We start from the raw sequence: 23,522 nt of genomic DNA on the forward strand, positions 1-23,522 counted from the left end.
GCGGCCGGTCACCTTCCCCTGGAAGGCCACCTCCCCGTTTGCTGCCTCCCACTGCTCGCAAGTCCCCGGCCGTTCCCACTGCTCGCAAGTCCCCGGCCGTTCCCACTGCTCGCAAGTCCCCGGCCGTTCCCACTGCTCGCAAGCTCGCAGCGGGGCCCTCGCGGCAGTGGGCCCCCGCAGCGGGTCCCTCGCCAGCTCTCTTACCCTCGGTTGTTCTAGATCGCGGCCAGCGCCTGTTCCAGGTCCTTCTTCAGGTCACCCAGGTCCTCCAGGCCCACGGAGAGGCGCAGGACGCCGTCGGACAGGCCGATGGCGGCACGGCCCTCCGGTCCCATGGCGCGGTGAGTGGTGGTGGCCGGGTGGGTGATCAAGGACTTGGTGTCGCCGAGGTTGTTGGAGATGTCAACGATCTGCAGGGCATTCAACAGCTTGAAGGCGGCGTCCTTGCGGGTTCCGCTAGCGGGCTGCGCCAGTTCAAAGGTCAGCACGGTGCCCCCGGCCTTCATCTGCTTTGTGGCCAGCTCATACTGCGGGTGCGAGGGCAGCAGCGGGTACTTGACCCAACTGATCTGCGGCGCGGCCTCCAGGTATTCGCCCAGGGCCAGGGCGCTGGCGCAGGAGGCGTTGACGCGCAGGCCCATGGTTTCCAGGCCCTTGGTCAGGACCCACGCGTTGAAGGCTGACAGTGCCGGGCCCGTGTGGCGCATCAGGTTTTTCACTGGGCCGTCAATGAACTCCTTGGTGCCCAGGATGGCGCCGCCCAGAACCCTGCCCTGCCCGTCAATGTGCTTGGTGCCGGAGTAGACAACGATGTCCGCGCCAAAGTCGCCGCAGCGCTGGAGCAGGGGGGTGGCAAACACGTTATCCGCCACGACCTTGGCGCCGGCCGCATGGGCCAGCTCGCAGACAGCGGCAATGTCCACAATTTCCTGCATGGGGTTGGACGGCGATTCAAAGAACACCGCGGTCGTCGGCACGGACAAAGCCGACCGCCACTGGTCCAAGTCCGGTCCGTCGACAAACACCGTTTCCACGCCCCAGCGGGGAAGCAGTTCGTTCAAGATGACAAAGCAGGAGCCGAACAGGGAACGGGAGGCCACCACGCGGTCCCCGGCACCCAGCAGGGCGCCCAGGGCGGTGAACACGGCGGACATGCCGGACGCCGTCGCAAAGCAGGCTTCCTTGCCTTCGAGCAGGCGCAGCCGCTCCTGGAAGGTGGCCACGGAGGGGTTGCCGTAGCGGGAATACACGAAACGGTCCACCTCGCCGGTGAAGGACTGCTCGGCATGCTCGGCGGATTCGTAAACGAAGCCCGAGTTCAGGAAGATGGCCTCGGACGTCTCCTGGAAGTTGCTGCGGTCCAGACCGCCGCGCACAGCCTGGGTGTCTTCCGCCCATGTGGCGGCGTGCTCATTAAAGTTGCTCAATTGCTGTTGTTTCCTTAGCTTTCGCTGGTGGTGCCGGGTTCGAGGGCGAAAATGTTGCTATTTCCAGGGCAGCTTGCGGTTCTTCCAGCCGTTGACAATCCTGTCCCCGTAGCCGTCGGGCACGCCCTCGAAGCCCTCGAGCACATTGAATGCCGTGTACCCGGCAGCGGTGGCGGCCTCGGCGGCGGCAATGGATCGGGCGCCCGAGCGGCACAGGATCACCAGCGGCTTCTCGAGGGGCACGGCCGCTTGCAGCTCTGCCAGAAAGGCGGAATTCGGCCCGCCCGTGGCAAGGTTCCACTGGATGAAGACGGGCTCGGTGTTCAGGACGGAAATGTCCGGGACGCCAATGTGCGCCCATTCGCCGTCGGTGCGCACGTCGACCAGGACGGCGCCGCCGGCCACCTTGTCCCAGGCCTGGGCGGGCGCCAGGTCTCCGGCGTAGCTCATGCGATACCCTCGCCGTCGAACTCCTCGGGATCTTCCAGGCCCGCGACGGCGTTGGCCACGGCGGCGTCGGAGGAGGCAACGGCGTGCGGGCGAATGACGGCCTGGGCACACACCACGGAGGTGCCGTTGAAAGTCACGGCGGGGCCGCCGTGCAGGATGTAGCCCTCGGCCAGGGCGGCGGAGATCCGCTCACAGAAGGAGCGGTCGTCGGGCCCGGTGATCAGCCGGTAGGCCAACGGGGATTCTTCAGCGGACATGTGTACTCCTCAGTGCAGGTGGCGGTCGCTGCAAGCGGGTACTCATGCGGTGCACGGGTTCTTGATACCAGGCACACCGCGGGGCAGTTCGCGCTTGCAAGCCACAGCCGCAGTTAGCCGGGTTTGCCGAGTAGTCACCTGAGGCACCCCGCCGACACAGAGGGTTGCCGTCCAGCAAGTCAGGGCTTGGCGCTGGCACTCGTTACTCACTTGAAAACTAACACACCGCACCCTGCCGCGGGCCGCCCCGAACCGTCAATGTGGCCCACCATGACATATTTGTTCATCCGGCACGGCCATCAAACGCCGGTCCGGATGGCAGGATAAGGTCATGACAACCCGCCGCGTCCTGGCCGCCCTGCGCTTCCTCCTCGGCGGGGTGACCCTGACCGCCGTCGGCATTCAACTGGGCATCCATGTGGGGCACGGCTACAACGTACTGAACTTCTTCAGCTACTTCACCAATCTGGGCAACATCTTCGCCGCCGTGGTACTGCTGGTGGAGTCAGTCCTGGTGTGGCGCGGCAGGGAGCTCGGCCCCGCCTGGCAGATCCTGCGCTGGGTCTCCGTGGTGTGCATGGCGCTGGTGGGGATTGTGTTCAGCGCCCTGCTGCGCGACGTGGACCTGGGGTCGCTGCTGCCCTGGATCAACACCTGGCTGCACTACGTGATGCCCATTGCCGTGGTCGTTGACTGGCTCTTCCAGCCACCCCGGACGTCCATTTCCTTTCGCAGCCTGTGGATTGCCGTCCTATTCCCGCTGGCCTACCTGGCGTACTCGCTGGTCCGTGGGGCCGCCATCCATTGGTATGCGTACCCGTTCCTGAACCCGGACAACGGCGGCTACGGCGCGGTGGCACTGACGTGCGTCATCGTTGCCGTGGCATTCCTCGCCGTCAGCGCGGTGCTGCTGCTGGCCGGCAACAGGATCCGCCCGCTGGTCAGTGTGTCTGCGCAAGCAGCGCACTAAGCTCGGCGGTCAGCCGGGCCCGCACCCGGGGAGTGCCGATCTCCCTGCCGTCGATGGTGTTCACCGGTGCCAACAGCCTGATGCTGGAAATCAGCCACACGGCGTCGGCGTCGCGCAGGTCCTCCGGCTTCACGGGGCCGTAACCCAGCTCCCAGCCGGCGTCCTTCGCCGCGGCAAACAGTGCGCCCTGGGTGGTGCCGGGCAAAATGCCGCTGTCCAGATTCGGCGTGATGAGCCGCTTGACGGGGGCACCGGAGTCGTCGGTGACGTGTGCGAGCAGGACGGACGACGTCGGTCCCTCCAAGACGTGCCCGTCGCCGCTGGTGAAGATCACGTCGTCGGCTCCCTGGGCGTGGGCGTGGCGCAGGGCGGCCATGTTGACAGCGTAGGAGAGGGTCTTGGCGCCGAGCAGCAGCCAGGGGGCACGCCCGCTGACGGAACTGTCGTAGCCGCGGTCGAGCAGAATCACGTCCAGTCCCCTGGCCCGCTGCTCGGCCAGGAGGGGTGAAACGGCGGAAGCCTGCACCCAGGCCGTCGGCTTGTCCGCCCCTTCGGGACCGCGCGTGGCAATGAGCTTGATGACGATGTTGGTGTTGCCGTGCTCATCCGGCTCCTGGGGCGAGGCGCCGGCAAAGGCCAGGGCCGCCGTCGCAATGGCCCGGAGCCAGGCCTCGGCGTCGGGGATGGCCAAGTCCAGTGCATGTGCGGACTTGGCAAGCCTGCCCAGGTGCGCCTGGACCTTGCGGGGCGCGCTGTTGACAGCCAGAAGGGATTCAAAAACGCCGTCGCCGCGGGTCACGCCCTGGTCGGTGGCCAGCAGGGCGGGGGAGCCGGCGTCGGCAATGCGCCCGTCGGGGAAAGCGGGGTCGAGAAACACCAAGACAGTCATGTCTCGAGCTTAGTGCCCGGGCCCTGCGGGCCAGGGCCGGGCCGTAACCGGACCGGACCCGCCGTGCCGGTGGCTCAGCCCTGCGGCACCACGCCGCGGCCAAAGGTGAATGCCCGGGCAATGCCCACAGCTCCGAGGATAATCAGTGCGATGGCCGTGATGAGCAGCAGCCACACGGCCGACCACACCGGGACAGCGAGCACCACGATGCCGGCCACCACGCTGAGGCCGCCAAAAAGGACGGCCCAGGTGCGGGACGGGCCCTTTCCGCCTTCGACCATGGCCAAAATTCCTTCAATGATCCAGCCGACGCCAATAATGATGACGGTAAAGATCAGCAATGCCTCGCCGGTTGCCGCGGAATTCTTAATGGCTACAATTCCGGCAATCACCAAAAAAAGGCCCAGAAGGATATCCAGGGTGCGCAGCCCGGCGGAAAGCCCATAGCTAAAAATGCCCACTGCCGCCTTGACTGCGCCGGTTATCAGGAAGTTCAGACCCAGAAAGACGGCCACCACGGCGAGCGTCTTGGTGGGCCAAAGCAGCAGCACAATTCCCAAGATCAGGGCCACGGCACCGCTGATCCCCATGGCAAGTCGCAGGCTCCGAACGGCGGATGCAGCCAACTTGGCCGGGTCCAAAGCGAAAATATCAATGGTCGGTCCGGTGTGCTGTTGTGAACTCATGAAATTCCTCCCCAAAGGTTGCGATTTAGATACTTCTGGCTCAAATCCTAGCCCCAGCCATTGGGTTCCGGCGGAAATAATGGCTAAATTCCCGCCCGGGGCGTTCGGTGCCACCCGGTAGGCTAATACCACTTGCCGCCTAAATGGCGAGAAATGAGGAGGCCCTGCTTGATCTGGACAGCGTTCAGCCTGCCCGCCGGGCCGGCCTGGCTCTCGGCTCTATTGCTGCTCGCGGACATGGCCATCCGCATCGTGGTGCTTGGCATCATCCCCGGCAACCGACGCCCCACCACGGCCATGGCCTGGCTGCTGTGCATCTTCTTCCTGCCTTACATTGGACTGGCCCTGTTCCTCATGTTCGGCAACTTCCGGCTCTCCCGGCGCCGGCGGGAGACCCAGACGGCCGTCAACCTTCGCATTGTTGAAGGCACCCGGGACATTGCCAAGCAGGTGACGCCCTACGACGGGCCGTCCTGGGTCAATTCCGCCGTGGAACTGAACCGGAACCTGGGATTCTTCCCGGCCCTGGGTGCCAACTCGGTGGAGCTGATCAAGGGGTACCAGGAATCGCTGGACGCCATGGCCGACGCCGTCAGCGAAGCCAAGGACTACGTCAACGCCGAGTTCTACATCATGAGTTCCGACGACTGCACGGACCGGCTGTTCCGGGAGCTGGAAGCCGCTGCCGCACGCGGCGTCCGGGTCAGGGTGCTTTTTGACCACATCGGCTCGCTGCGGGTGCCCGGCTACCGGGGCATGATCCGGCGGCTGAAGGCCAGCGAAATCCAGTGGCGGCGCATGCTGCCCCTGCTGCCCGTGAAGGGCCAGTGGCGCCGTCCGGATTTGCGCAACCACCGCAAGATCCTGGTGGTCGACGGCCGGGTGGGCTACACGGGATCACAAAATATCATTGAGCCGTCCTACCGGAAGAAAAGCAACGTCAAGGTGGGGCGCAAATGGGTTGAGCTCATGGCCAGGCTCGAGGGGCCGATCGTCGGCACCCTGAACGTCATGTTCGCGACGGACTGGTCCAGCGAGACCGAGGAAAACCTGGAATCACAGCTGGCCACCTACCATTGGGACTCGTTCGACGGCGGCGTGCTGTGCCAGGTGGTGCCCAGCGGTCCCGGCTTTGTCACGGAAAACAACCTGCGCCTGTTCAACACGCTGCTGTATTCGGCCGAGGAACGCATCACCATCTCCAGCCCGTACTTTGTGCCGGACGACTCGCTGCTCTACGCGATTACGACGGCGGCCCAGCGCGGCGTCCGGGTGGAGCTGTTTGTGTCCGAGAAGGGCGACCAGTTCCTGGTCCATCACGCCCAGTGCTCTTACTACGAGGCCTTGTTGAGGGCCGGGGTGAAGATCTTCCTCTACCCCAAGCCGCTGGTGCTGCACGCCAAGCACTTCACGGTCGACGCGGATGTGGCCGTGATCGGCTCCTCCAACATGGACATGCGCAGCTTCTCGCTGAACCTGGAAGTGTCCGTCATGATGATCGACAAGGACGTGGTGCAGGAGATGCACGCCGTGGAGGAGCAATACCGGGCGGTGTCCCGCGAATTGCAGCTGCACGAGTGGGTCACCCGGCCCATCCTGGCCCGGTACGTGGACAACGTGGCACGCCTGACCGCCACGCTGCAGTAGTCCCCCACCCGCCGGCGCTCTCGCGAGATGGGGGGGGGGGGGGGGGCTGATGCCCGCACCTCGCCACACACGACTTCGTCGGTGTTCCGGCGGCGGTCCTGCGGTCGCCTTTTACGCAGCCCACGGAAACTACCGGTTCCACGGCCCCGCCGCGGCCTGGACTAAGTGCCGCGATTTCGCATTGATCCAGTCGTGAAAACGGGGCCTTCTCGCATTCCACAGATCATATTTCGCGAGAACGGGGCCAACCCGCGACAACGGCGTATCTTGTGCGGTGCGTTCGCGAGTTGGCCCCGTTCTCGGGGATTTTGCACCCGGCCGGTCCTGCCGATCTGCAAGGCAGGTAGTCGAGCCTGAGTTCCGCGCCCGTTCCCCGTCGGCAGTTTTGATTTCGGCGCGGGTGCCGTGGCGCGGTGATTGAGCCTGCCGAAATCAGCCCGGGAACTCCGAACCCAGGGTCGAGAGCACGCCGAACGCCTTCGCCTGGATCTCCTGCCATTCGGCCTCGTCATCCGAGTCGGCCGTGATGGCACCGCCGATGCCCAGCGAAAGGTGCGTGCCGCCGTCGTCGATGTCCTGCAGGACCAGCGTGCGGATGGTGACGGACAAGTCCAGGGCGGCATTCAGCGAAAAGTAGCCGATCCCGCCGGAATAGATGCCGCGTGGTCCGGCTTCCAAGGCATCGAGGATGGCCATCGTGCTGATTTTTGGCGCACCCGTCATGGATCCTGCCGGGAACGCGGCGGCCAGGGCCTCCGCGCGTGAACTGCCCGGCGCCAGCTGCGCCTCAATGGTGCTGACCAGCTGGTGCACGGTGGCGTAGCTTTCAATTTCACACAGCCGCGGGACCGACACGGTTCCCGGGACGGCGCTGTGGGAGAGGTCGTTGCGCAGCAGGTCCACGATCATCACGTTTTCGGCCCTGTCCTTGTGCGAAGACGCCAGCTCGGCCCTGAGCGCGGCGTCGACAGCAGGGTTGGCGTCGCGGCGCCGGGTGCCCTTGATCGGTTCGGCGCGCATGAGCCCTGCCGAATCGATGCGCAGGAACCTTTCCGGTGATGTGCTGCAGACCGCCACGTCGCCAAAACGGAGGAACGCGGCGAACGGGGCCGGGTTGCGGCGGCGCAGGGCCCGGTAGCTGTCCCACGCATTCATGCGCACCGGGATGGTTGCCTCGAGCTGCGTGGTCAGGCAGACCTCGTAGGAATTCCCCTCGTGGATTTCGTTCCGACAGGCAGCGATCATGGCCTTGTAGCGGGCCTCGCCGTCGCGCAACGTGAAGGCCGGCGCGGGCAGGGCCGGTGCAGGCTGTTCCGGCAGTGCCGCGAGAACGCCGCGGACGTGCCGGGTCCACGCCGCCGCCTCGTCCCGCGACGGCGGGTGGTTGGCCTCGGCCAGGGTGAGCAGGTACAGGCACCGTTCCTGATGGTCGACGACGACGGCCCGGCCCGCGAACAGGAGCGCGGCCGTTGGCGGCGGGGTTGGGGCGGGCGACGCGGAGGTCCCGGCAGGGGACTGGGCCACTCCTCCGGTTTCGCTTTTGAGCCCGTAGCCCAGCCAGCCCAGCCAGCCGAGGGTGAAATCGCCCGGATAATGGCCGGGGGCGCGCACGGCCTTGCGTCCCCACACCGAGTCCAGCCACCGGAAGAACGGGGCACGGATGCGCGTGGTCACCTGCCCGGAGACCACCGTGGTGATTCCGCCGGTGTGGGTGGCCGTGCAGCCGAAGTGGCCGGCGGCGTCGGCCATGATGGAGAACCGCGAACGGCCGCCCTGTGCGGCGGCTCCTGCCTGGTCCGCGATGGAGCTGTCCAGCCACACGGCATCGCCGGATTCGCCATAAAGTGCCGCGAAAAGTCCCGGTCCGGAGGGGTACGCGTCAAGGCGAACGGCTGCGAATTCCAGCCCGCGCCGACGCGCCAGTTCTGGAGCCAGCAGCGGTTCCAGCGCCGGCAGTCCGGCCAGTGCGGAGAGCACCCGCTCGGGCGCACCGTCCACGCCGAGGGAGCCGTCCACCACGATGTCCGCCGTCGCGGCCACATCCCCGGCAGCAAAAAGCACGTCCTCCTGTGCGGTCCAGCGGTCCCAAAAGGGTGCGTAGGTGTCGCCGTCGCGTTCCAGCGCCCGCCGCTTACGCGCCGGTGTGGGCGCATCCACCCAGATCACCACGTCCAGGAACTCCCGGGCGTCGGCGTGGGCCGCACCCACCCCTTCAACGAGTACGACGTCGGCAACGGCGGTGGTGCGGGAGTCGCCGTCGTCCCCGGCAGCCCAGTCCCAGGCGGTCCAGTGCGCCGGCAGGCCCCGCGACAGTGGCTCAAGGACTGAGCCCACATACCGTTCGGCGCCGTCCGCCAGCCCGTCCCAGCCAGGGTAGACGTCCTCGAGGTGGAACAAGGAGACTGTGCGGTGGCGGCGCAGCAGGGCGGCCAGTTCCAGGGCGACGGTCGTCTTTCCGGCGCCCGAGCGCCCGTCGACGGCAATGATCACCGGCCTCTGCGTTTCAGCCACGGGCGTTGCCGTGGGCGGTGGCGTGCGCCAAAATCCCCGGTATGGCTGCTGAAATCAGCTCCCAGCTGGCCACGAAGTCGTTTTTGTCGCCGTACCAGGGGTCGTAAATGCCTTGTTCGCCACGGCGTGCGCCGGCCACCGCAGGGTCGAAGGCGCGCAGCATGTGCACCTTTGCCGCGGTTTCCGGCGTGGGGGCAAGCGCCTGCAGGGCCTCGAAATGGTCAACGTCCAGGGCGAGAATAAGGTCCCGTTCGGCAAACCATTGAACGTTGAAGGTGCGGGCTTCGTGGTGCGACGGGATGATTCCGTGGCGGGCCAGAACCTCCATGGCGCGCGGATCCATGGGGTTGCCCACCTCCCACGAAGAAGTTCCGGCGGAGTCCACCACCACGTCCAGGCCCGCATCGTCGGCGGCCCGGGCGAGCATGAATTCGGCCATGGGGGAGCGGCAGATATTGCCCGTGCAAACGGTGATGATCCGGTAGGGATTGGTCATGGGGCCAGTCTATCGAGGCCCGTGCCGCCAGTCAGAACGGAGGGTGCCCGTGTTCCTGGACGTACTTCCGGTACCAGGGCCAGCGGACGGCGGCGATGATGACCATCCAAACGCCCAGGCCTGCCGCGATCAGGAACAAGGGGATCCCGAGCGCCAAGGCGCCGGAACCGGCCGACGACGTTGCCACCAGCGCAACAACGCCGAGGGCGATGAACACCACTCCGTAGATGAGCGAGCCGAGCGGGTATTGCAGGCCGGGCAGGCGGTAGGCCCCTCCGGTGCGGCGGCGGCTCATCCACGGCATGGGTTCGCGAAGATTGGCGGCGTCGTCTGACGGCACGGGGGGACGGCCAAATCCGTTGGTGCTCACTGGGCGGCCTCGCCCGGAAGGGAAACCAATTTTGCCAGGTGGTCCAGGAGGGCTTCTGCGGAGACCCCGTCTGTCCTGTCCTGCTCGCCCGGCTTTTCCACATGCGCCACGTCCCACTGCCCATTGCCGGAGGCCCGGACGAAGAAGTGGTCCTTGGGCCCGGTGACAGTTTCCGAACCGAAGTACATGGCGGCCTCCGGATGGCGCGCCACATTGCTCTCAAGGATTTGCTTGAGCATTTGGGCGTCGCTGGCCTGCGGGTCCTTGACCACCATGAACCACGTGCTCAGCGCTGCGGGCTGAAGGAAGACCGACACGTCACGGGCTTGGATGTAAAGCGCCGCCTCCACACCGGTTCCGTTGACCATGGCCACTTCCGTCCACCGAAGCGCGGCATTGAGGGCCTGGTTGAGGATGCGGGCGCCGCCGCGCAGTTCCATGGCGTCGCCGTCGGCCACGATTTCCCCGCGCGCCAGCAGGCTTGAGGCGCCCAGGGCGGCAATCTGTTCGGTGAGGACGTCATTGCGCACCTGCATGGCGGCCGCGTTCTTTTCCTTCAGCCCGTTGGTGCCCTGGGAAATGAGGTAGGCGATTTCCGCGGCACCGTAGCCGGTGACTGCCGGAGATTGGCCGGCGGTGTCCGGTGCCGGCACGGTGTTCGTCTCAGTCATGGTGTATTCTCCCTGCAATTGAAATTGGATGTCATCGTGTCAGCGCCTGATTGGACAGCGCCTGATTGGACAGGGCCTGATTAGAAGGGCCACAAGTCGTCGGCGACCTTGGCCACACCGTGTCCAAGGTCGGAAGCGGCGTCGCCTATGGCACCAGCCGCGTCCGAGACCGCGTCGCCGACAGCCCCGGCGGCGTCGCCGACGAATTCAACGGTATTGTCGACGGCGTCGTGCACGAAGGGAATGTGGTCGTAGGCGAGCTGCCCGACGGCCATGGCACCGGCGGCCGCACCCAGGGCCAGGTCGGCAGGCGGAGGCGTGAGGAGCGCGGCAACGCCCAAGCCGGTCACCACGCTGTCGTAGCCGGCGCGGCCGTAGTCGCCCTTGGCGATGTCCGTGCCAACTGTCAGCACGCCGAGCACGGCGCCGGCCGGCCCCAGAACCTTGCCCGCCGTTGCGAGTGGGCCGGCCAGGGAACCGATTTTCCCGGCGATGGCGCCGTCGCCCATGAGTGCGCCGGCCTTTTGGGCCAACGCTCCCCAGTTGCCGCCCGCAGCGAAGTCATCCAGGCTCCCAAACGCGCCCGCCAGGCGGGAAAACTTCATGGCACCCTCCAGCGAGGCGAAGCTGCCGCCGAGCCGCAGCACGCCGGCCAGGTTCAAGGCATTGGTTCCGCCGGCCAACGCCGTGTACCAGGTGGCCAGGGTTTCCCCCGTGCCCAGAAGGCCGTTGCCCAACAAGCCCTTCAGCAGACCCGGCGGATTTCCGCCGCCCGGAAAGCCGGGGAAGCCGGGAAAACCTGGCATGCCGGGAACGCCGGGAATGCCGGGGGTCCCGCCCAGGCCTGAAACGGCACTGGCCGTGTCCTGCTCCTTGGCGTTGCGCAGGAGGGCGTCCGCCGTTTGGTCGAAGCACTTGTTGGCCGCCATGATCTTGGGGCGGAGGCTGGCGTTCCACTCGCTGCGGAAGCGGTCCGCATCCGGGCCGCTCCAGCTTCCCGGGCGGTTGACCCGCTGGGTCAGTGTGGTGCTCAATTGCATGAGCTGCTGCGCGGCGTGGGAGAAGTCCTTGGCCAGATTGCGCAGCTGTTGGGGATCCGCACCAAGCATTGTGTCGTTCACCGAAGGGGCCTTCCCGCGTATCCAAATAGTGTCAGCTTCCACCCAAACACGACTTCGCGGTGGTGCCAATGGGGAGCGCTGCCCATCTGCGCTAAACCAGTGCAAGCAAGATGCCGACACCGATGAACAGGATGCCGAAAATCCGGTTCAGGGTCAACTGCCCGCGCTTGCTGGTGGTCAGGTGTTTGAGCTGTTTGGCGCCTGCGGCGAAGACGAACCACATGACGACAATGTCGATTGCCACCACGGTGGCCGTGAGGACCACATACTGTGGCAGCAGCGGCTGTTCCGGCCGGATGAACTGGGGCATGAAGGCCAGAAAGAACACGATGGCCTTCGGGTTGAGCAGGTTCACCCACAGCCCCCGGCGGAACATCGAGAACCCGGACTCAAAAACGGCGGGTGAGCCGTCGCCGTCGTTCTTCTCCGCCTTGGCCAGCAACTTCCGGATACCCAAATAGACCAGGTAGGCGGCGCCCACGTACCGGATCAGGTGGAAGAGGAAGGGGGAGCTGGAAACGATGATGCCCACGCCGGCGGCCACAATGACCACGTGGATGACGAGGGCAAGCTGTTGGCCAAGAATGCCCCAGAAGGAGCGTTTGAAGCCGGAGGTAAGCGCGTTGGACATGGTGTTGATGGCACCGGCGCCGGGCGTGAGGCTGATCATGGCGCCGGCACCGGCGAGGGCCAGCCACAAGGAGAATTGCACCAGCCAAGCTTACGGTGCGCCGGGGCCGCGCCCTCACCTGGGGCCGCTCCGCCAAAATCGTGTCCCGCCCCTTTCCGGCACGGAGCTCATACTCCACCAGGCCTACGCGCCCGCGGCTCCCCGCCCGCCAAGCGGAGCAATGAGCGGCTGTCGTTTCAGCTGCCCGTGCCGCCAGCACTAATGTCCCGGGGATCCAGCCAATCCGCCACGGATGGCGCGCTCCATCCCGCGGTCCGGGACCAGCCAGATGGCGGCCACCACGGCGTAGGCGGCAAGGCCAAACACTGGCGAGACGAAAGTCAGTGCGCAGCCCGCAATGTAGATGACGGGGGAGACGCGGGCCTTGACGTTTTTCCCCAGCGCGCTGGCAAGGCGGCCGTCCGGGCCCTGCTGGCGGACAAATCCGGTCTGCAGAATGGCGTACGCGACGGCGGCCAACATCAGGTTGACGCCGTAAACGAAGACCGGGACCGTAGCGAAGCCGGATTCGTCCATCCAGCGGGTCATGAACGGCACCAGGGACAGCCAGAACAGCAGGTGAAGGTTGGCCCACAGGATGCCGCCGGTCACCTCATTGGCCAGCTTGATCATGTGGTGATGGTTGTTCCAATAGATGCCGATGTAAATGAAGCTCAGCAGATAGCTCAGCAGGGTCGGAAAGATGCCCGCCAGGCCCGCCCAGTCCGCGGTCTCCGGGGTCTTGAACTCCAGCACCATGATGGTGATGATGATCGCCAGGACGCCGTCGCTGAGCGCCTCAAGTCGGTTCTTGTCCATGCGGTCTCCTCGCCGTCGCGGTTTTCGCGGCCGGAAGCGTGTTATGCCCGGGCGATGATCTCGGCGTTGGGCATCAGGAACCAGCCGTCCTTGGTGGCGCCCCAGCTGCGCCAGCCGGCTGCGATCCTGGCCAGCCCTGCGGCGTCGGCCATCCCGTAAGCCACTGCCTGCTGGGCAAACGCCGACTTCTCCACCCGGTCCGACCAGACCCCCGCCAGCCAGGCGCGCTGGTCATCCGTGGCGTAAAGCCAGTTGGCCGACGACGGCGCCACCTCACTCAGCCCGGCGGCCTGCGCCCAATGAACCAGCCGCCGGCCGGCGTCGGGCTCGGCGTTGTTGTGCCGGGCAACCCGCTGGTACAGCTCCATCCAGTCGTCAAGCTCGGGAAGCTGCGGGTACCAGGACATGCCATGGAAGTCCGCGTCGCGCACCGCCACAATGCCGCCGGGCCTGGCCACCCTGCGCATCTCGCGCAGCGCTTCCACCGGGTCCGTCAAATGCTGCAGCACCTGGTGGGCGTGGACCACGTCAAAGGAGTCGTCCGGGAAATCGAGGCCGTAGATGTCGCCGGTGTCAAAGCTCAAGTTGGAGAGGTGCTGCTGCGAGGCGAGTGCGGTGGCGGCAGCGACCACTTCCGGCGAGCGGTCCAGCCCCAGCACCTCTCCGGGCGCCACCAGCCGGGCAAAGTCGGCCGTGATGGTCCCCGGACCGGACCCCACATCCAGGACCCGGAGCCCGTGGCTGAGGTGCGGAATGAGGTAGGCCGCTGAATTCGCGGCCGTCCGTGAGGCGTGAGATCTCAGCACGCTTTCGTGGTGCCCGTGGGTGTAAACATCGCCCTGAATCGAGCTTTTGTCCTGACCGTGGGTGGAGTGATCGCTCATAAAAGGGAGCGTACGCCTTCGAGCTGCCAGGGGCCACAGGATCCCAGGAAGCGGTCCTCCACACCGGAACCTCCGTTCAAAAATGACACCGATCCCGCTTTCTGACCCCGGGATCCCGGGGTCAGAAAGCGGGATCGGTGTCATTTTCCGTGCCTGGGGCAAAACCAAGTCCGCCGAGGCACACTCAGCCCCGCAAGAGGTGACGCCGAGCGGCGGACCCGGCCATCCGCCGTCGAACATGTACGCCCAAAGCGAAAGTTGAGCCAACATCACTCAACTTCATTTGACATGGAAACGAGCCTGAGTAAAGTTGAGTCCAGAACGCTCAATACCCGCTGGTTGAGCGAAGCCGCCGCCAATCCCAAGGCGGATTTTGTTCACACAGCGGCCCATGAAAGGAACACCACTTATGTCACGTGCCGTAGGTATTGACCTCGGAACCACCAACTCAGTCGTCTCCGTGCTGGAGGGCGGCGAGCCCACCGTCATCGCCAACGCTGAAGGCGGCCGCACCACCCCGTCCGTCGTCGCGTTCTCCAAGAGCGGCGAGGTCCTGGTCGGCGAAATCGCCAAGCGCCAGGCGGTCAACAACATCGACCGCACCATCGCCTCCGTCAAGCGTCACATGGGCACCGACTGGTCCGTCGCCATCGACGACAAGAAGTACACGGCGCAGGAAATCTCCGCCCGCGTACTCATGAAGCTCAAGAACGACGCCGAAGCGTACCTGGGCGAGAAGGTCACCGACGCTGTGGTCACCGTCCCGGCCTACTTCAACGACGCTGAGCGCCAGGCCACGAAGGAGGCCGGCGAAATTGCCGGCCTGAACGTGCTGCGCATTGTCAACGAGCCCACTGCCGCCGCCCTCGCATACGGCCTGGACAAGGGCAAGGAAGATGAGCTCATCCTGGTCTTCGACCTCGGCGGCGGAACGTTTGACGTCTCCCTGTTGGAAGTGGGCAAGGATGAGGACGACTTCTCCACCATCCAGGTCCGCGCCACCTACGGCGACAACCGCCTCGGCGGCGACGACTGGGACCAGCGCGTTGTTGACTACCTGCTGAACCAGCTCAAGGTCAAGGGCATCGACCTGTCCAAGGACAAGATCGCCCTGCAGCGCCTGAAGGAAGCCTCGGAGCAGGCCAAGAAGGAACTCTCCTCCTCGTCCTCCACCAACGTCTCCCTCCAGTACCTCTCCGTCACTCCCGACGGTCCCGTGCACCTGGACGAGCAGCTCACCCGCGCCAAGTTCCAGGAACTGACCAAGGACCTGCTCGAGCGCACCAAGAAGCCGTTCAACGACGTCATCAAGGAAGCCAACATCAAGGTTTCCGACATCGACCACATCGTGCTCGTCGGTGGTTCCACCCGCATGCCCGCCGTCTACGACCTGGTAAAGGAACTGGCCGGCGGCAAGGAGCCCAACAAGGGCGTCAACCCGGATGAGGTTGTGGCCGTTGGCGCCGCACTGCAGGCCGGCGTGCTGAAGGGCGAGCGCAAGGATGTCCTGCTCATCGACGTCACCCCGCTGTCCCTGGGCATCGAGACCAAGGGCGGAGTGATGACCAACCTGATCGAGCGCAACACGGCCATCCCCACCAAGAGGTCCGAGACGTTCACGACCGCTGACGACAACCAGCCGTCCGTCGCCATTCAGGTCTTCCAGGGCGAGCGCCAGTTCACCCGCGACAACAAGCCGCTGGGCACGTTCGAGCTGACCGGCATTGCCCCGGCCCCGCGCGGCGTCCCCCAGGTTGAGGTCACCTTCGACATCGACGCCAACGGCATCGTGCACGTGTCCGCCAAGGACAAGGGCACCGGCGTCGAGCAGTCCATGACCATCACGGGTGGTTCCTCGCTGTCCAAGGACGACATCGAGCGCATGGTCCGCGAAGCTGAGGAGCACGCCTCCGAGGACAAGGCCCGCCGCGAGGCAGCTGACCTTCGCAACTCCGCCGAGCAGCTGCACTACTCGGTGGACAAGATCCTGGCCGACAACGACGACAAGCTCAGCGATGACGTCAAGAACCCGGTGAAGGAAGATGTCACCGCGCTCAAGACCGCTCTCGCCGGCGACGACGACGCAGCCGTGAAGGCCGCGTTTGAGAAGCTGCAGGCTTCCCAGTCCACGCTGGGCGAGGCCATTTACGCGGCCGCTTCCGCTGAGGGTGCAACGGCCGACGCCGGTGCTTCCGACGGTGCCGCAGCTTCGGAGCCCGGTGCCGACGAGGACATCGTTGACGCCGAAATCATCGACGAAGACGCAGACGAGAAGAAGTAGCCATGTCTGAATCCGTAAACCCCGAAGAGGGCAAGCCGGAGGCAGATCCGGTGGTCGAGCCAGTCGAGACCCCCAGCGGCGACGCGCTCTCCCAGGCCGAGGACATCCTCAACGATGTTGAGGTTCCGGCCGGGGAGGCCGTGGCGCAGGGAACCGACAAGGCTCAGGCCGCTGAGCTGAAGAACGACCTTCTTCGCCTCCAGGCCGAGTATGTCAACTACCGCAAGCGCGTTGAGCGGGACCGGGCAGTGGCCGGCCAGATGGCCGTCATCGGCGTGCTGAACTCGCTTCTGCCGGTCCTTGACGACATTGACGCCGGGCGTGTCCATGGCGACATTGTGGACGGCCCGTTTGCCGCGATTGCGGCGAAGCTGGAGACGGCCTTGGAAACGTACGGACTGGAACGGATTGCCGACACCGGTGTTCCCTTCGATCCGACCGTCCACGAGGCACTCATCCAGCAGCCGTCGGGCGACGTCGAGGTTGACACTGTCAGCCAGGTGCTGCGCAAGGGCTACAAGTCCGGGGAACGCATTTTGCGCGCCGCCCAGGTGATTGTCGCCGTACCGGAGTAACACATAATCCCTTGATCGAGTGCCCCCGTCGAGACTACGGTCTCGACGGGGGCCCACGGACGCGAGGGACCCTGGCCGAGGAACGAGGCTAGGGAGCGTCTGGGGATTAACCAACAAACTTTAGAAAAGGAGGCGTCTTGGCAAGTCAGGACTGGGTCGATAAGGACTTTTACAAGATTCTTGGGGTGACCAAAGATGCGTCGGACGCCGACATCAAGAAGGCCTACCGGAAGCTGGCCCGCAAATACCACCCGGACACCAACCCCGGGGATGCGGCGTCGGAAAAGACTTTCAAGGACGTCTCCGAGGCGTATTCCGTGCTCTCCGACAAGGAAGACCGCGAACAGTACGATGCCATCCGTGCGATGGGCGGCGGTGCCCGTTTCAGTGCCGGCGGCGCCGGCGGGCAGGGCGGCCCCGCAGGATTTGAGGACGTTTTCGGCGACCTCTTTGGGGGAGGACGCGGCGGAGGCCGCCGGGCCACACCCGGATTCGGCGGAGCCGGCGGATCCGGGCTGCCCCCGGAATTCGCGGACCTCTTTGGGAACGGCGGATTTGGCGGTTACCAGCCAACGCCCACCAAGGGTGCGGACCGGACGGCGTCGACCAGCATCTCCTTTGGTGGTTCCATCAACGGCACCAAGATTGGCTTGCGTGAGCCGAACGGCGAGGTCATTGACGTGCGCATCCCGGCCGGCATCAAGGACGGCCAAAAGGTCCGGGTCAAGGGCAAGGGCCAGGGCGGAGCAGCCGGACCCGGCGACCTGATGGTCACCGTCTCCGTCAAGGGGCACGATTTCTTCACCCGCGACGGCAACAACATCCGCATTCACGTGCCCGTGACGTTCCCTGAAGCAGCACTGGGGGCCGACATCGACGTCCCGACGCTGACCGGTGAATCCGTCCGTCTGCGCGTCCCTGCGGGGACCCCGTCCGGGCGCACCCTGCGGGTCAAGGGCCAAGGCGTGAAAACGTCCAAGTCCACCGGCGACCTCCTGGTGACCATCGACGTCACGGTGCCGCAGAAGTTGACCAAGGAGGCCGAAGAGGCGGTCAAGGCGTTCGCCGAAGCCACCACGGACGGCAACCCCCGGGCCGGGCTGCAGGCCAAAGCCAGGCTTTAATCAACAATTACCCACTGGGCTCACGCCCACCTCGTTCCCCGGCCGGGAAACGAGGTGGTGGAGTGGTGGGAAGGAAGGAGATCACCATGAACGTTGACCCCTACGCGCCCATCTTTGTGATCTCCGTGGCGGCCGAACTGGCCGACATGCACCCGCAAACCCTGCGGCAATACGACCGTCTGGGCATTGTGAAGCCAAATCGCGCCCCCGGGCGTTCGCGGCGCTATTCACAGCATGACGTGACCATGTTGCGCGAGGTGCAGCGGCTCTCCCAGGAAGGTGTCTCCCTGGAAGGAATCCGGCGCATCATGCAGCTGGAGAACCAGGTCGAGGTTCTGCGGTTGAAGGTCGCTGAGCTCAGCGAGCAGTTGGAGTCCGCAGCGGAGGAAATCCAGTCACGTCCGCAGCGGCCCGGCAGCCGGGTGTTTGCGGCGGGCCTGTCCGGCGGCGACATCGTGGCCCTGGCGCGGGGCCAGCGTCCGCGCGCCCGCAGCCAGGCCGTCGTCGTCTGGCGCCCCCAGCGCTGATGTAAATGGCGGCGGTCCGGCATTTTTCCGGCTGGGCCCACAACCGCGAGGACCCCGCTGCGAGTTTGCGAGCAGTGGGAGCGCTTGGGGCCCATCCGACGCGTCGGCCGCGGGCGGCCTTTGGCGTTTCCTTTGCGTCGCCTACAAAAAATGCCGGCTCCGCCGCCATTCCAGAACCCGCTATTCGCTGAACAGGCCGGCCAGATCGGTGGCCGTCAGGGCGCCGCCGGACAGCGAGTCCCCGCTCATAACGTCTGAGAACAGCTGCGACTTTTTCGCCTTCAGCGCCATGACCTTCTCCTCGATGGTGTCCTTGGCGACCAGGCGGTACACCATGACATTCTTTTTTTGGCCGATGCGGTGTGTTCGGTCCACGGCCTGTGCCTCCGAGGCCGGGTTCCACCACGGGTCCAGGATGAACACATAGTCGGCCTCGGTCAGGTTCAGGCCAAAGCCACCGGCCTTGAGGCTGATCAGGAAAAGCGGGGCATCGCCGTTCTTGAATTCATCGACGACGGCGGCCCTGTTCCGAGTGGAGCCGTCCAGATAGGTGAACGGGATTTCCTCGGCGACGAGGCGTTCGCGCACCTTGCCCAGGAATCCGGTGAACTGGCTGAAGATCAGCGCACGGTGGCCTTCCTTCACCACGTCCTCGAGCTGTTCAAACAAGACGTCGAGCTTGGAGGACCGCACGCCTGCATGTTCCTCGTCCACCAGCGAAACATCGAGGCTGAGCTGGCGCAGCAGTGTCAGCGACTGGAAAATGGTGAAGCGGTTCTTGTTCACGTCCTCCAACAGGCCCAGGATCTTGGCCCGCTCCCGCTGCAGGTGCGTTTGGTAGACCTTCTGGTGGCGCGGGTTCAGCACCACATCCAGAATTTGTTCCTGCTTTGCCGGCAGGTCCTTGATGACCTGTTCCTTGGTGCGGCGCAGCATCAGCGGCTTCACGCGCGTGCGCAGCTTGCCCAGCAGCTTGGCATTGCCGTTCTTTTCAATGGGGCGCTGGTAAAACTCGGCAAAGCGCTTGGGGCTGGGGAACAGGCCCGGAGCCACAATGGACAGCAGCGTCCACAGTTCCATCAGGTTGTTCTCCAGCGGCGTGCCGGTCACGGCCAGCTTGAACGGGGCGTCAAGCTTGCGCGCACACTGGTACGCCTTCGACTGGTGGTTCTTTACAAACTGGGCCTCGTCAAGGATCAAGCCGGCAAACGGCTGCGTCCCGTATTCGGCGAAATCGATGCGGAACAGCGCGTAGGACGTGATGACAATGTCGGCTCCGGCAAAGAAGGCGGCCGAGTTCATCGCGCTCTTGGCAAAGGTTTCCGATACCGTCACCACCTTCAGCCCCGGCGCAAACTTCGCGCTTTCACTGGCCCAGTTGCCCACCACGGAGGTCGGGGCCACCACTAGGAACGGCAGGTCGTTCGTGCCCGAGGCCTTGACCTGCGTGATCAACGCCAGCGTCTGCACGGTCTTGCCCAGGCCCATGTCGTCCGCCAGCACCCCGCCCATCCCATGGGTGTAGAGGAAGTTCAGCCAGTTAAAGCCGTCGCCCTGGTAGGGACGCAGGGTGGCGTTCAGCGCAGGGGGGGTGGGGAGCGGTTCCAAGGGGCCGCCGTCGAGCAGGCCGGACACCGACTTCCGCCAGGCCTCCGCCTGCTCATCCACAATGCCCAGCTGGGCCAGCTCGTCCCACAACCCGGCCTGGAAGCGGCTGATGCGCAGCTCGCCGTCCTTGGAATCGTTCATGCCGCGCGCTTCGTCAATGAGGGCGCGCAGTTCGTGCAGTTCCGGGCGGTCTAGGGAGAAGTAGGCGCCGCTGGGCAGCAGCATCCGGCTCTGCCCCGCCGCCAGGGCCGAGAACACGGCCGCGAAGGAGACAAACTGGCCCTCCACCGTGATGACAATGCCCAGGTCAAACCAGTCACGTTCGTCCGTGGCGTGCGTGGAAATCTTCACGATCGGCGCCTCGGTGACCTCGCGGTAGCTGGCAATGTCGCCGCTGGTTTCCACCGTGACCCCGGGCAGTTCGCGCAGCTCCGGGAGGACGGTCTCGGTGAACGCCATGGTGTCAAGGCCGGTCAGGGTGGCGGAGCCGGCCAGCTTGGGCTCGCCCCACGCGCTGTTCGCGGCCACGCCCATGGCGGCGACGGACGTCCACGGCTGTCCCACGCTCTTGATGAGGCGTTCCTCGGCGCCGGCGTCGCGGACCGCGGATTCACCGGGCTCGGGCCACAGCGGGCGCGAGTTGACCCTGCTGCCCACCTGGTAGTGCCATTCCCAGTGCAGCCGCAGGGTGTGGTCGTCGCCGTAGGCGGCCAGCAGCGACAGCGTGGGTTCAACGTACGCCGGCAGTTCCACCGACTGGTCCGCCGACACCACGGGCGCCGCCTGTTTCAGCTGCGGGTAGATCTGTGTAAGGAATTTCTCCTCGCCCGCCTGGGGCACGTGCACGGACTGCTTGCGGAGGGCGAACTCCAGCATCTGTGCGGAGGTGTTCGGTGCCAGCGGCGCCAGCGTGATGGTCCCCCGCACGACGGCGTTACGCCCGGAGGTGCCGCTGCCCACGTTGAGTGCACCGTCGTTCTGGTCGCTGAAGAACAGGCCGTGGACGGGTGTGCCGATGGTGCCCACAATGGCTTCGGTGACGGGAACCCCTCCGGCCTCGATCAGTGGTCCCACGTCCAGCCCGCCGGACTGGGCCCGCGAGACGTCAAGCTGCACTGAGGCGTCGTCGGTGGAAATCCGCACGGGGTCCCCGGTGCCGGCCTGGACCAGGGCCACTCCGTGCTTGTGTGCGTCCGCCAGCAGCTGCCACAGGTTGCGGCCGGCAAAGTCGTTGACGGCCAGCCAGGACGCGGCGCTGCTGTGGCTGTATTGCCGGGGGCTGTGCGAGGTCAGGAATTCGCTCAGCCATTCCAGCTGGGCGGGATCATGCTGGCGGCCATAGCTCAGGTAGCCCAGCGTGTTCCAGCTGACACCCGTCTTGACCCACTTGCCGCGGGTGCCCATGACTACGGGACGGACGTTGAGAATGGGCGCCGAGTCAACCTTGCCGCCCTTGCCCCGGTAGGAAAAGCGGGGCGGCGGCACCTGGAGCTCAAATTGCAGGCCCAGGGCGGGTGTGTCGGCGGGCGGGGCATGCACGGCGGCCGGCAGCAGTTCGGCCAGCGAGGCTTCCCAGTCGGGGGTGTCACCGTTCGTGGCGGGCGCGGCAGCGACCTTCCCGGTGTTTCCCGGCCTGCCGCCCTTGGCGTTGGCCAGCAGGGTTTCCAGATAGGTTGGCTCGTGGACTGTTTCCTCAGGGACAAAGAAGTCTTGAAAGCTGGGGTCGGCTTCGGCGGCGGCAATCAACGCCACCACGTGCTTGCAGTTCTGGCGCACCGGGCAGTTGCAAATGCCCACGCGGCAGGCCACCACGCCGTCGTGCTCGCGCACCAGCTTGGCCGTGGAGCGGTAGGCGATGCTGCCCATGACTTTTCCGGACAGCAGCCCGGTGGCCGGCTCGAGTGTGATGTCCTGAACCCGGTCCTCGTCGGCGTAGGCGCGGCCGGCAGTGATCGAATTTTCGGTGAACTCGGCGATCCGCGTCAGCAAGCGTGAATCGGCAGAGGAATACGTCACAGAGCTTTCTTCCTAACGGAATTGTGCGGCCCCAATCGGGGAACCACATCTAACCAATCTTAGGCGGGATTGGCCGACAATTTCATCCCGTCGTTCAGCACGGCACTAATCAGGGGGCAGAGCACCCCTGTTTCGCCTTAAGGCAAGGGGTTCCGCGCGGTAATCCCCAGACGCTCGCAGGCTCGCGCCGGGTCGCCCGCCGGTCCTCGCGCCGGGTCGCCCGCTGGTCCTCGCGCCCGTGGGCCCGGCGACTGTGGCCCAGTCCCTGAACCTCTATTGGGGGACGCGGACCGGCTGGCGCGACGGGGCCTTCACAAACACCAGGGTGAACACCAGCGCGACAAGGGCGGTGGCCACCAGCAGCGACAGGCCGATGGCATACTTATAGTTCGCCGCGTCCGGGTTGTACGTCAAGCCCATGATGAGCGGGGGAAAATAGCCGCCCAGCCCGCCGGCGGCGCTGACGATCCCGCTGACGCTGCCCACCTTTCCGACCGGGGCCAGCACCCCCACCCAGGCAAAAACGCCGCCCGTGCCCAGCCCCAGGGAGGCGGCCAGGGCCAGGAACACCGGGCCGGCCTGCACATCGGCGGCTGGCTGCAGGGCCACCAGCCAGCCCAGCACTGCCACGCCGGCCAGGGAAATGAGTACCACGGGCTTGGAGCCGATCTTGTCCGCCAACACGCCGCCGATGGGCCTGGCGATCACAGCGGCCACGGCAAAGCCGGCCGTGCGGGCCCCCGCGGCGCTGGGGTCGAAGTCATACACATCGCGCAAATAGGTGGGAAGGTAGGTGGCAAAGGAGACGAAGCCGCCAAACACCACCGCATACAGGAAACACATCTTCCAGGTCACGGCCAGCTTGGCGGCATCCATCAGCTCGGGCAGGACCGGCTCCTTGCTGGGCTGCCAGCCGGGGGCGTTCTTCATGAAGAGCCACACCACCACCGCCATGATGGCCAGCACGGCGGCCAGCAGGAAGTGCGTGGGCACGTAGCCGATGGACTTCACCAGGCGCGGGTTCAGGAACGCCGCCAGGGCGGTGCCGACCATGCCGGTACCGAAAATGCCGGTGGCGAAGCCGCGGCGGGCCGGCGGGTACCAGGCGCTGACGAAGGGGATGCCAACGGCGAACACCGTACCCGCCACACCGAGCAGGAAGCCGGCCACAAGCACCATGACAAAGGAATTCAGCGAGCCGCCGAGGGCAACAAGAAGCACCGGCGGGATGCTGGCCAGGAGCACAAAGGTAAACAGCGCGCGGCCGCCAAAGCGGTCTGTCATGGTGCCGACAACGACCCGGCCCAGTGAGCCGACGAAGATGGGCATGGCCACCAGGATACCCATGGCCCCGGCGGAGAGGTCCATGTTCTTTGCGTAGTGGGTGCTCAGGGTGGCAACCACGTTCCAGGCCCAGAACCCCACCACGGAGGCGACGGTTGCCAGGACCAGGTTCAGGGCCTGGCCCTTTAGGGGCGGCGGTGCTGCCGCCGTTGCCGGCTTTGGCTGCGTCATGGTTTCTC

General features: G+C 65.7%; 21 protein-coding genes and 1 riboswitch. Of the genes, 6 read left to right on the forward strand and 15 right to left on the reverse strand.

Annotated elements, in window-relative coordinates:
* Positions 1-215 precede the first annotated feature (215 nt).
* Genes CVV68_RS17700 through CVV68_RS17710 form a run of 3 tightly spaced genes read right to left on the reverse strand, consistent with a single transcriptional unit; the run spans position 216 to position 2,134 of the window.
* The gene (locus CVV68_RS17700; protein WP_110502327.1) at positions 216-1,427 is read right to left on the reverse strand and encodes an O-succinylhomoserine sulfhydrylase; all 1,212 of its coding nucleotides are present in this window, start codon (positions 1,425-1,427) and stop codon (positions 216-218) included.
* 57 nt (positions 1,428-1,484) lie between these two features.
* Positions 1,485-1,877, reverse strand: a complete 393-nt coding sequence (locus CVV68_RS17705; protein ID WP_110502328.1) for a rhodanese-like domain-containing protein — start codon at positions 1,875-1,877, stop codon at positions 1,485-1,487.
* Positions 1,874-2,134 carry a DUF1737 domain-containing protein gene (locus CVV68_RS17710; protein ID WP_110502329.1) on the reverse strand — a complete coding sequence of 87 codons (261 nt, stop codon included), beginning with the start codon at positions 2,132-2,134 and terminating at the stop codon, positions 1,874-1,876. The genes CVV68_RS17705 and CVV68_RS17710 overlap by 4 nt, the downstream gene beginning before the upstream one ends.
* 85 nt (positions 2,135-2,219) lie before the next feature.
* A riboswitch (SAM riboswitch) is annotated at positions 2,220-2,341 on the reverse strand.
* Positions 2,342-2,465: 124 nt separating this feature from the next.
* Here CVV68_RS17710 and CVV68_RS17715 point away from each other — a divergent pair.
* Positions 2,466-3,104 (forward strand): Pr6Pr family membrane protein, encoded by a 639-nt coding sequence (locus CVV68_RS17715; RefSeq protein WP_110502330.1) that lies wholly within the window; start codon positions 2,466-2,468, stop codon positions 3,102-3,104.
* On the opposite strand, the gene CVV68_RS17720 is transcribed toward CVV68_RS17715, so the two are convergent.
* Together CVV68_RS17720 and CVV68_RS17725 are read right to left on the reverse strand one after the other, a co-directional pair.
* Positions 3,076-3,993, reverse strand: coding sequence for an aminodeoxychorismate lyase (locus CVV68_RS17720; protein WP_110502331.1), 918 nt, complete (start codon positions 3,991-3,993; stop codon positions 3,076-3,078). The genes CVV68_RS17715 and CVV68_RS17720 overlap by 29 nt on opposite strands.
* Before the next feature lie 74 nt (positions 3,994-4,067).
* Positions 4,068-4,679, reverse strand: a complete 612-nt coding sequence (locus CVV68_RS17725; protein WP_110502332.1) for an HdeD family acid-resistance protein — start codon at positions 4,677-4,679, stop codon at positions 4,068-4,070.
* A 153-nt stretch (positions 4,680-4,832) separates the two neighbouring features.
* Here CVV68_RS17725 and cls point away from each other — a divergent pair, with 153 nt between their 5' ends.
* Positions 4,833-6,326, forward strand: coding sequence for a cardiolipin synthase (gene cls, locus CVV68_RS17730; protein ID WP_110502333.1), 1,494 nt, complete (start codon positions 4,833-4,835; stop codon positions 6,324-6,326).
* 432 nt (positions 6,327-6,758) lie between these two features.
* Here cls and pabB read toward each other — a convergent pair whose 3' ends face one another.
* From pabB to CVV68_RS17770, 8 genes are all read right to left on the reverse strand, one after another.
* Positions 6,759-8,837: an aminodeoxychorismate synthase component I gene (gene pabB, locus CVV68_RS17735; protein ID WP_110502334.1), complete on the reverse strand. Its 2,079-nt coding sequence runs from the start codon at positions 8,835-8,837 to the stop codon at positions 6,759-6,761.
* Positions 8,830-9,333 carry a low molecular weight protein-tyrosine-phosphatase gene (locus CVV68_RS17740; RefSeq protein WP_110502335.1) on the reverse strand — a complete coding sequence of 168 codons (504 nt, stop codon included), beginning with the start codon at positions 9,331-9,333 and terminating at the stop codon, positions 8,830-8,832. Before CVV68_RS17740 ends, pabB begins: the two co-directional genes overlap by 8 nt.
* Before the next feature lie 31 nt (positions 9,334-9,364).
* Positions 9,365-9,703, reverse strand: a complete 339-nt coding sequence (locus CVV68_RS17745) for a hypothetical protein (protein ID WP_110502336.1) — start codon at positions 9,701-9,703, stop codon at positions 9,365-9,367.
* Positions 9,700-10,374: a hypothetical protein gene (locus tag CVV68_RS17750; RefSeq protein ID WP_110502337.1), complete on the reverse strand. Its 675-nt coding sequence runs from the start codon at positions 10,372-10,374 to the stop codon at positions 9,700-9,702. Before CVV68_RS17750 ends, CVV68_RS17745 begins: the two co-directional genes overlap by 4 nt.
* An 80-nt stretch (positions 10,375-10,454) precedes the next feature.
* Positions 10,455-11,495, reverse strand: a complete 1,041-nt coding sequence (locus CVV68_RS17755; protein ID WP_146238950.1) for a WXG100 family type VII secretion target — start codon at positions 11,493-11,495, stop codon at positions 10,455-10,457.
* Between the two features lie 91 nt (positions 11,496-11,586).
* On the reverse strand, positions 11,587-12,207 hold the full coding sequence (locus CVV68_RS17760) for a LysE family transporter (protein WP_110502339.1): 621 nt from the start codon (positions 12,205-12,207) through the stop codon (positions 11,587-11,589).
* Positions 12,208-12,384: 177 nt separating this feature from the next.
* Entirely contained in the window at positions 12,385-12,984 is a 600-nt protein-coding gene (locus tag CVV68_RS17765; RefSeq protein WP_110502340.1) for a TMEM175 family protein, read from the reverse strand.
* Between the two features lie 41 nt (positions 12,985-13,025).
* Entirely contained in the window at positions 13,026-13,868 is an 843-nt protein-coding gene (locus CVV68_RS17770) for a methyltransferase domain-containing protein (RefSeq protein WP_110502341.1), read from the reverse strand.
* Between the two features lie 409 nt (positions 13,869-14,277).
* On the opposite strand from CVV68_RS17770, the gene dnaK reads away from it, so the two are divergent.
* The 4 genes from dnaK to CVV68_RS17795 all read left to right on the forward strand — a co-directional run bounded on the left by dnaK (position 14,278) and on the right by CVV68_RS17795 (position 18,375).
* Positions 14,278-16,149, forward strand: a complete 1,872-nt coding sequence (gene dnaK, locus CVV68_RS17780) for a molecular chaperone DnaK (protein ID WP_110502343.1) — start codon at positions 14,278-14,280, stop codon at positions 16,147-16,149.
* Positions 16,150-16,151: 2 nt separating this feature from the next.
* Entirely contained in the window at positions 16,152-16,724 is a 573-nt protein-coding gene (locus CVV68_RS17785) for a nucleotide exchange factor GrpE (RefSeq protein WP_110502344.1), read from the forward strand.
* A gap of 137 nt (positions 16,725-16,861) precedes the next feature.
* Positions 16,862-17,848, forward strand: coding sequence for a DnaJ C-terminal domain-containing protein (locus CVV68_RS17790; protein ID WP_110502345.1), 987 nt, complete (start codon positions 16,862-16,864; stop codon positions 17,846-17,848).
* Between the two features lie 86 nt (positions 17,849-17,934).
* Positions 17,935-18,375: a heat shock protein transcriptional repressor HspR gene (locus CVV68_RS17795; protein WP_110502346.1), complete on the forward strand. Its 441-nt coding sequence runs from the start codon at positions 17,935-17,937 to the stop codon at positions 18,373-18,375.
* 180 nt (positions 18,376-18,555) lie between these two features.
* Here the strand turns inward: CVV68_RS17795 and CVV68_RS17800 are convergent, their stop codons facing one another.
* Together CVV68_RS17800 and CVV68_RS17805 are read right to left on the reverse strand one after the other, a co-directional pair.
* Entirely contained in the window at positions 18,556-21,999 is a 3,444-nt protein-coding gene (locus CVV68_RS17800; RefSeq protein WP_110502347.1) for a DEAD/DEAH box helicase, read from the reverse strand.
* 273 nt (positions 22,000-22,272) lie between these two features.
* Positions 22,273-23,514, reverse strand: a complete 1,242-nt coding sequence (locus CVV68_RS17805) for a nitrate/nitrite transporter (protein WP_110502348.1) — start codon at positions 23,512-23,514, stop codon at positions 22,273-22,275.
* Between the last annotated feature and the right edge of the window lie 8 nt (positions 23,515-23,522).

It is taken from the genome of Arthrobacter livingstonensis, from assembly GCF_003219815.1.
GTDB lineage: Bacteria > Actinomycetota > Actinomycetes > Actinomycetales > Micrococcaceae > Specibacter > Specibacter livingstonensis.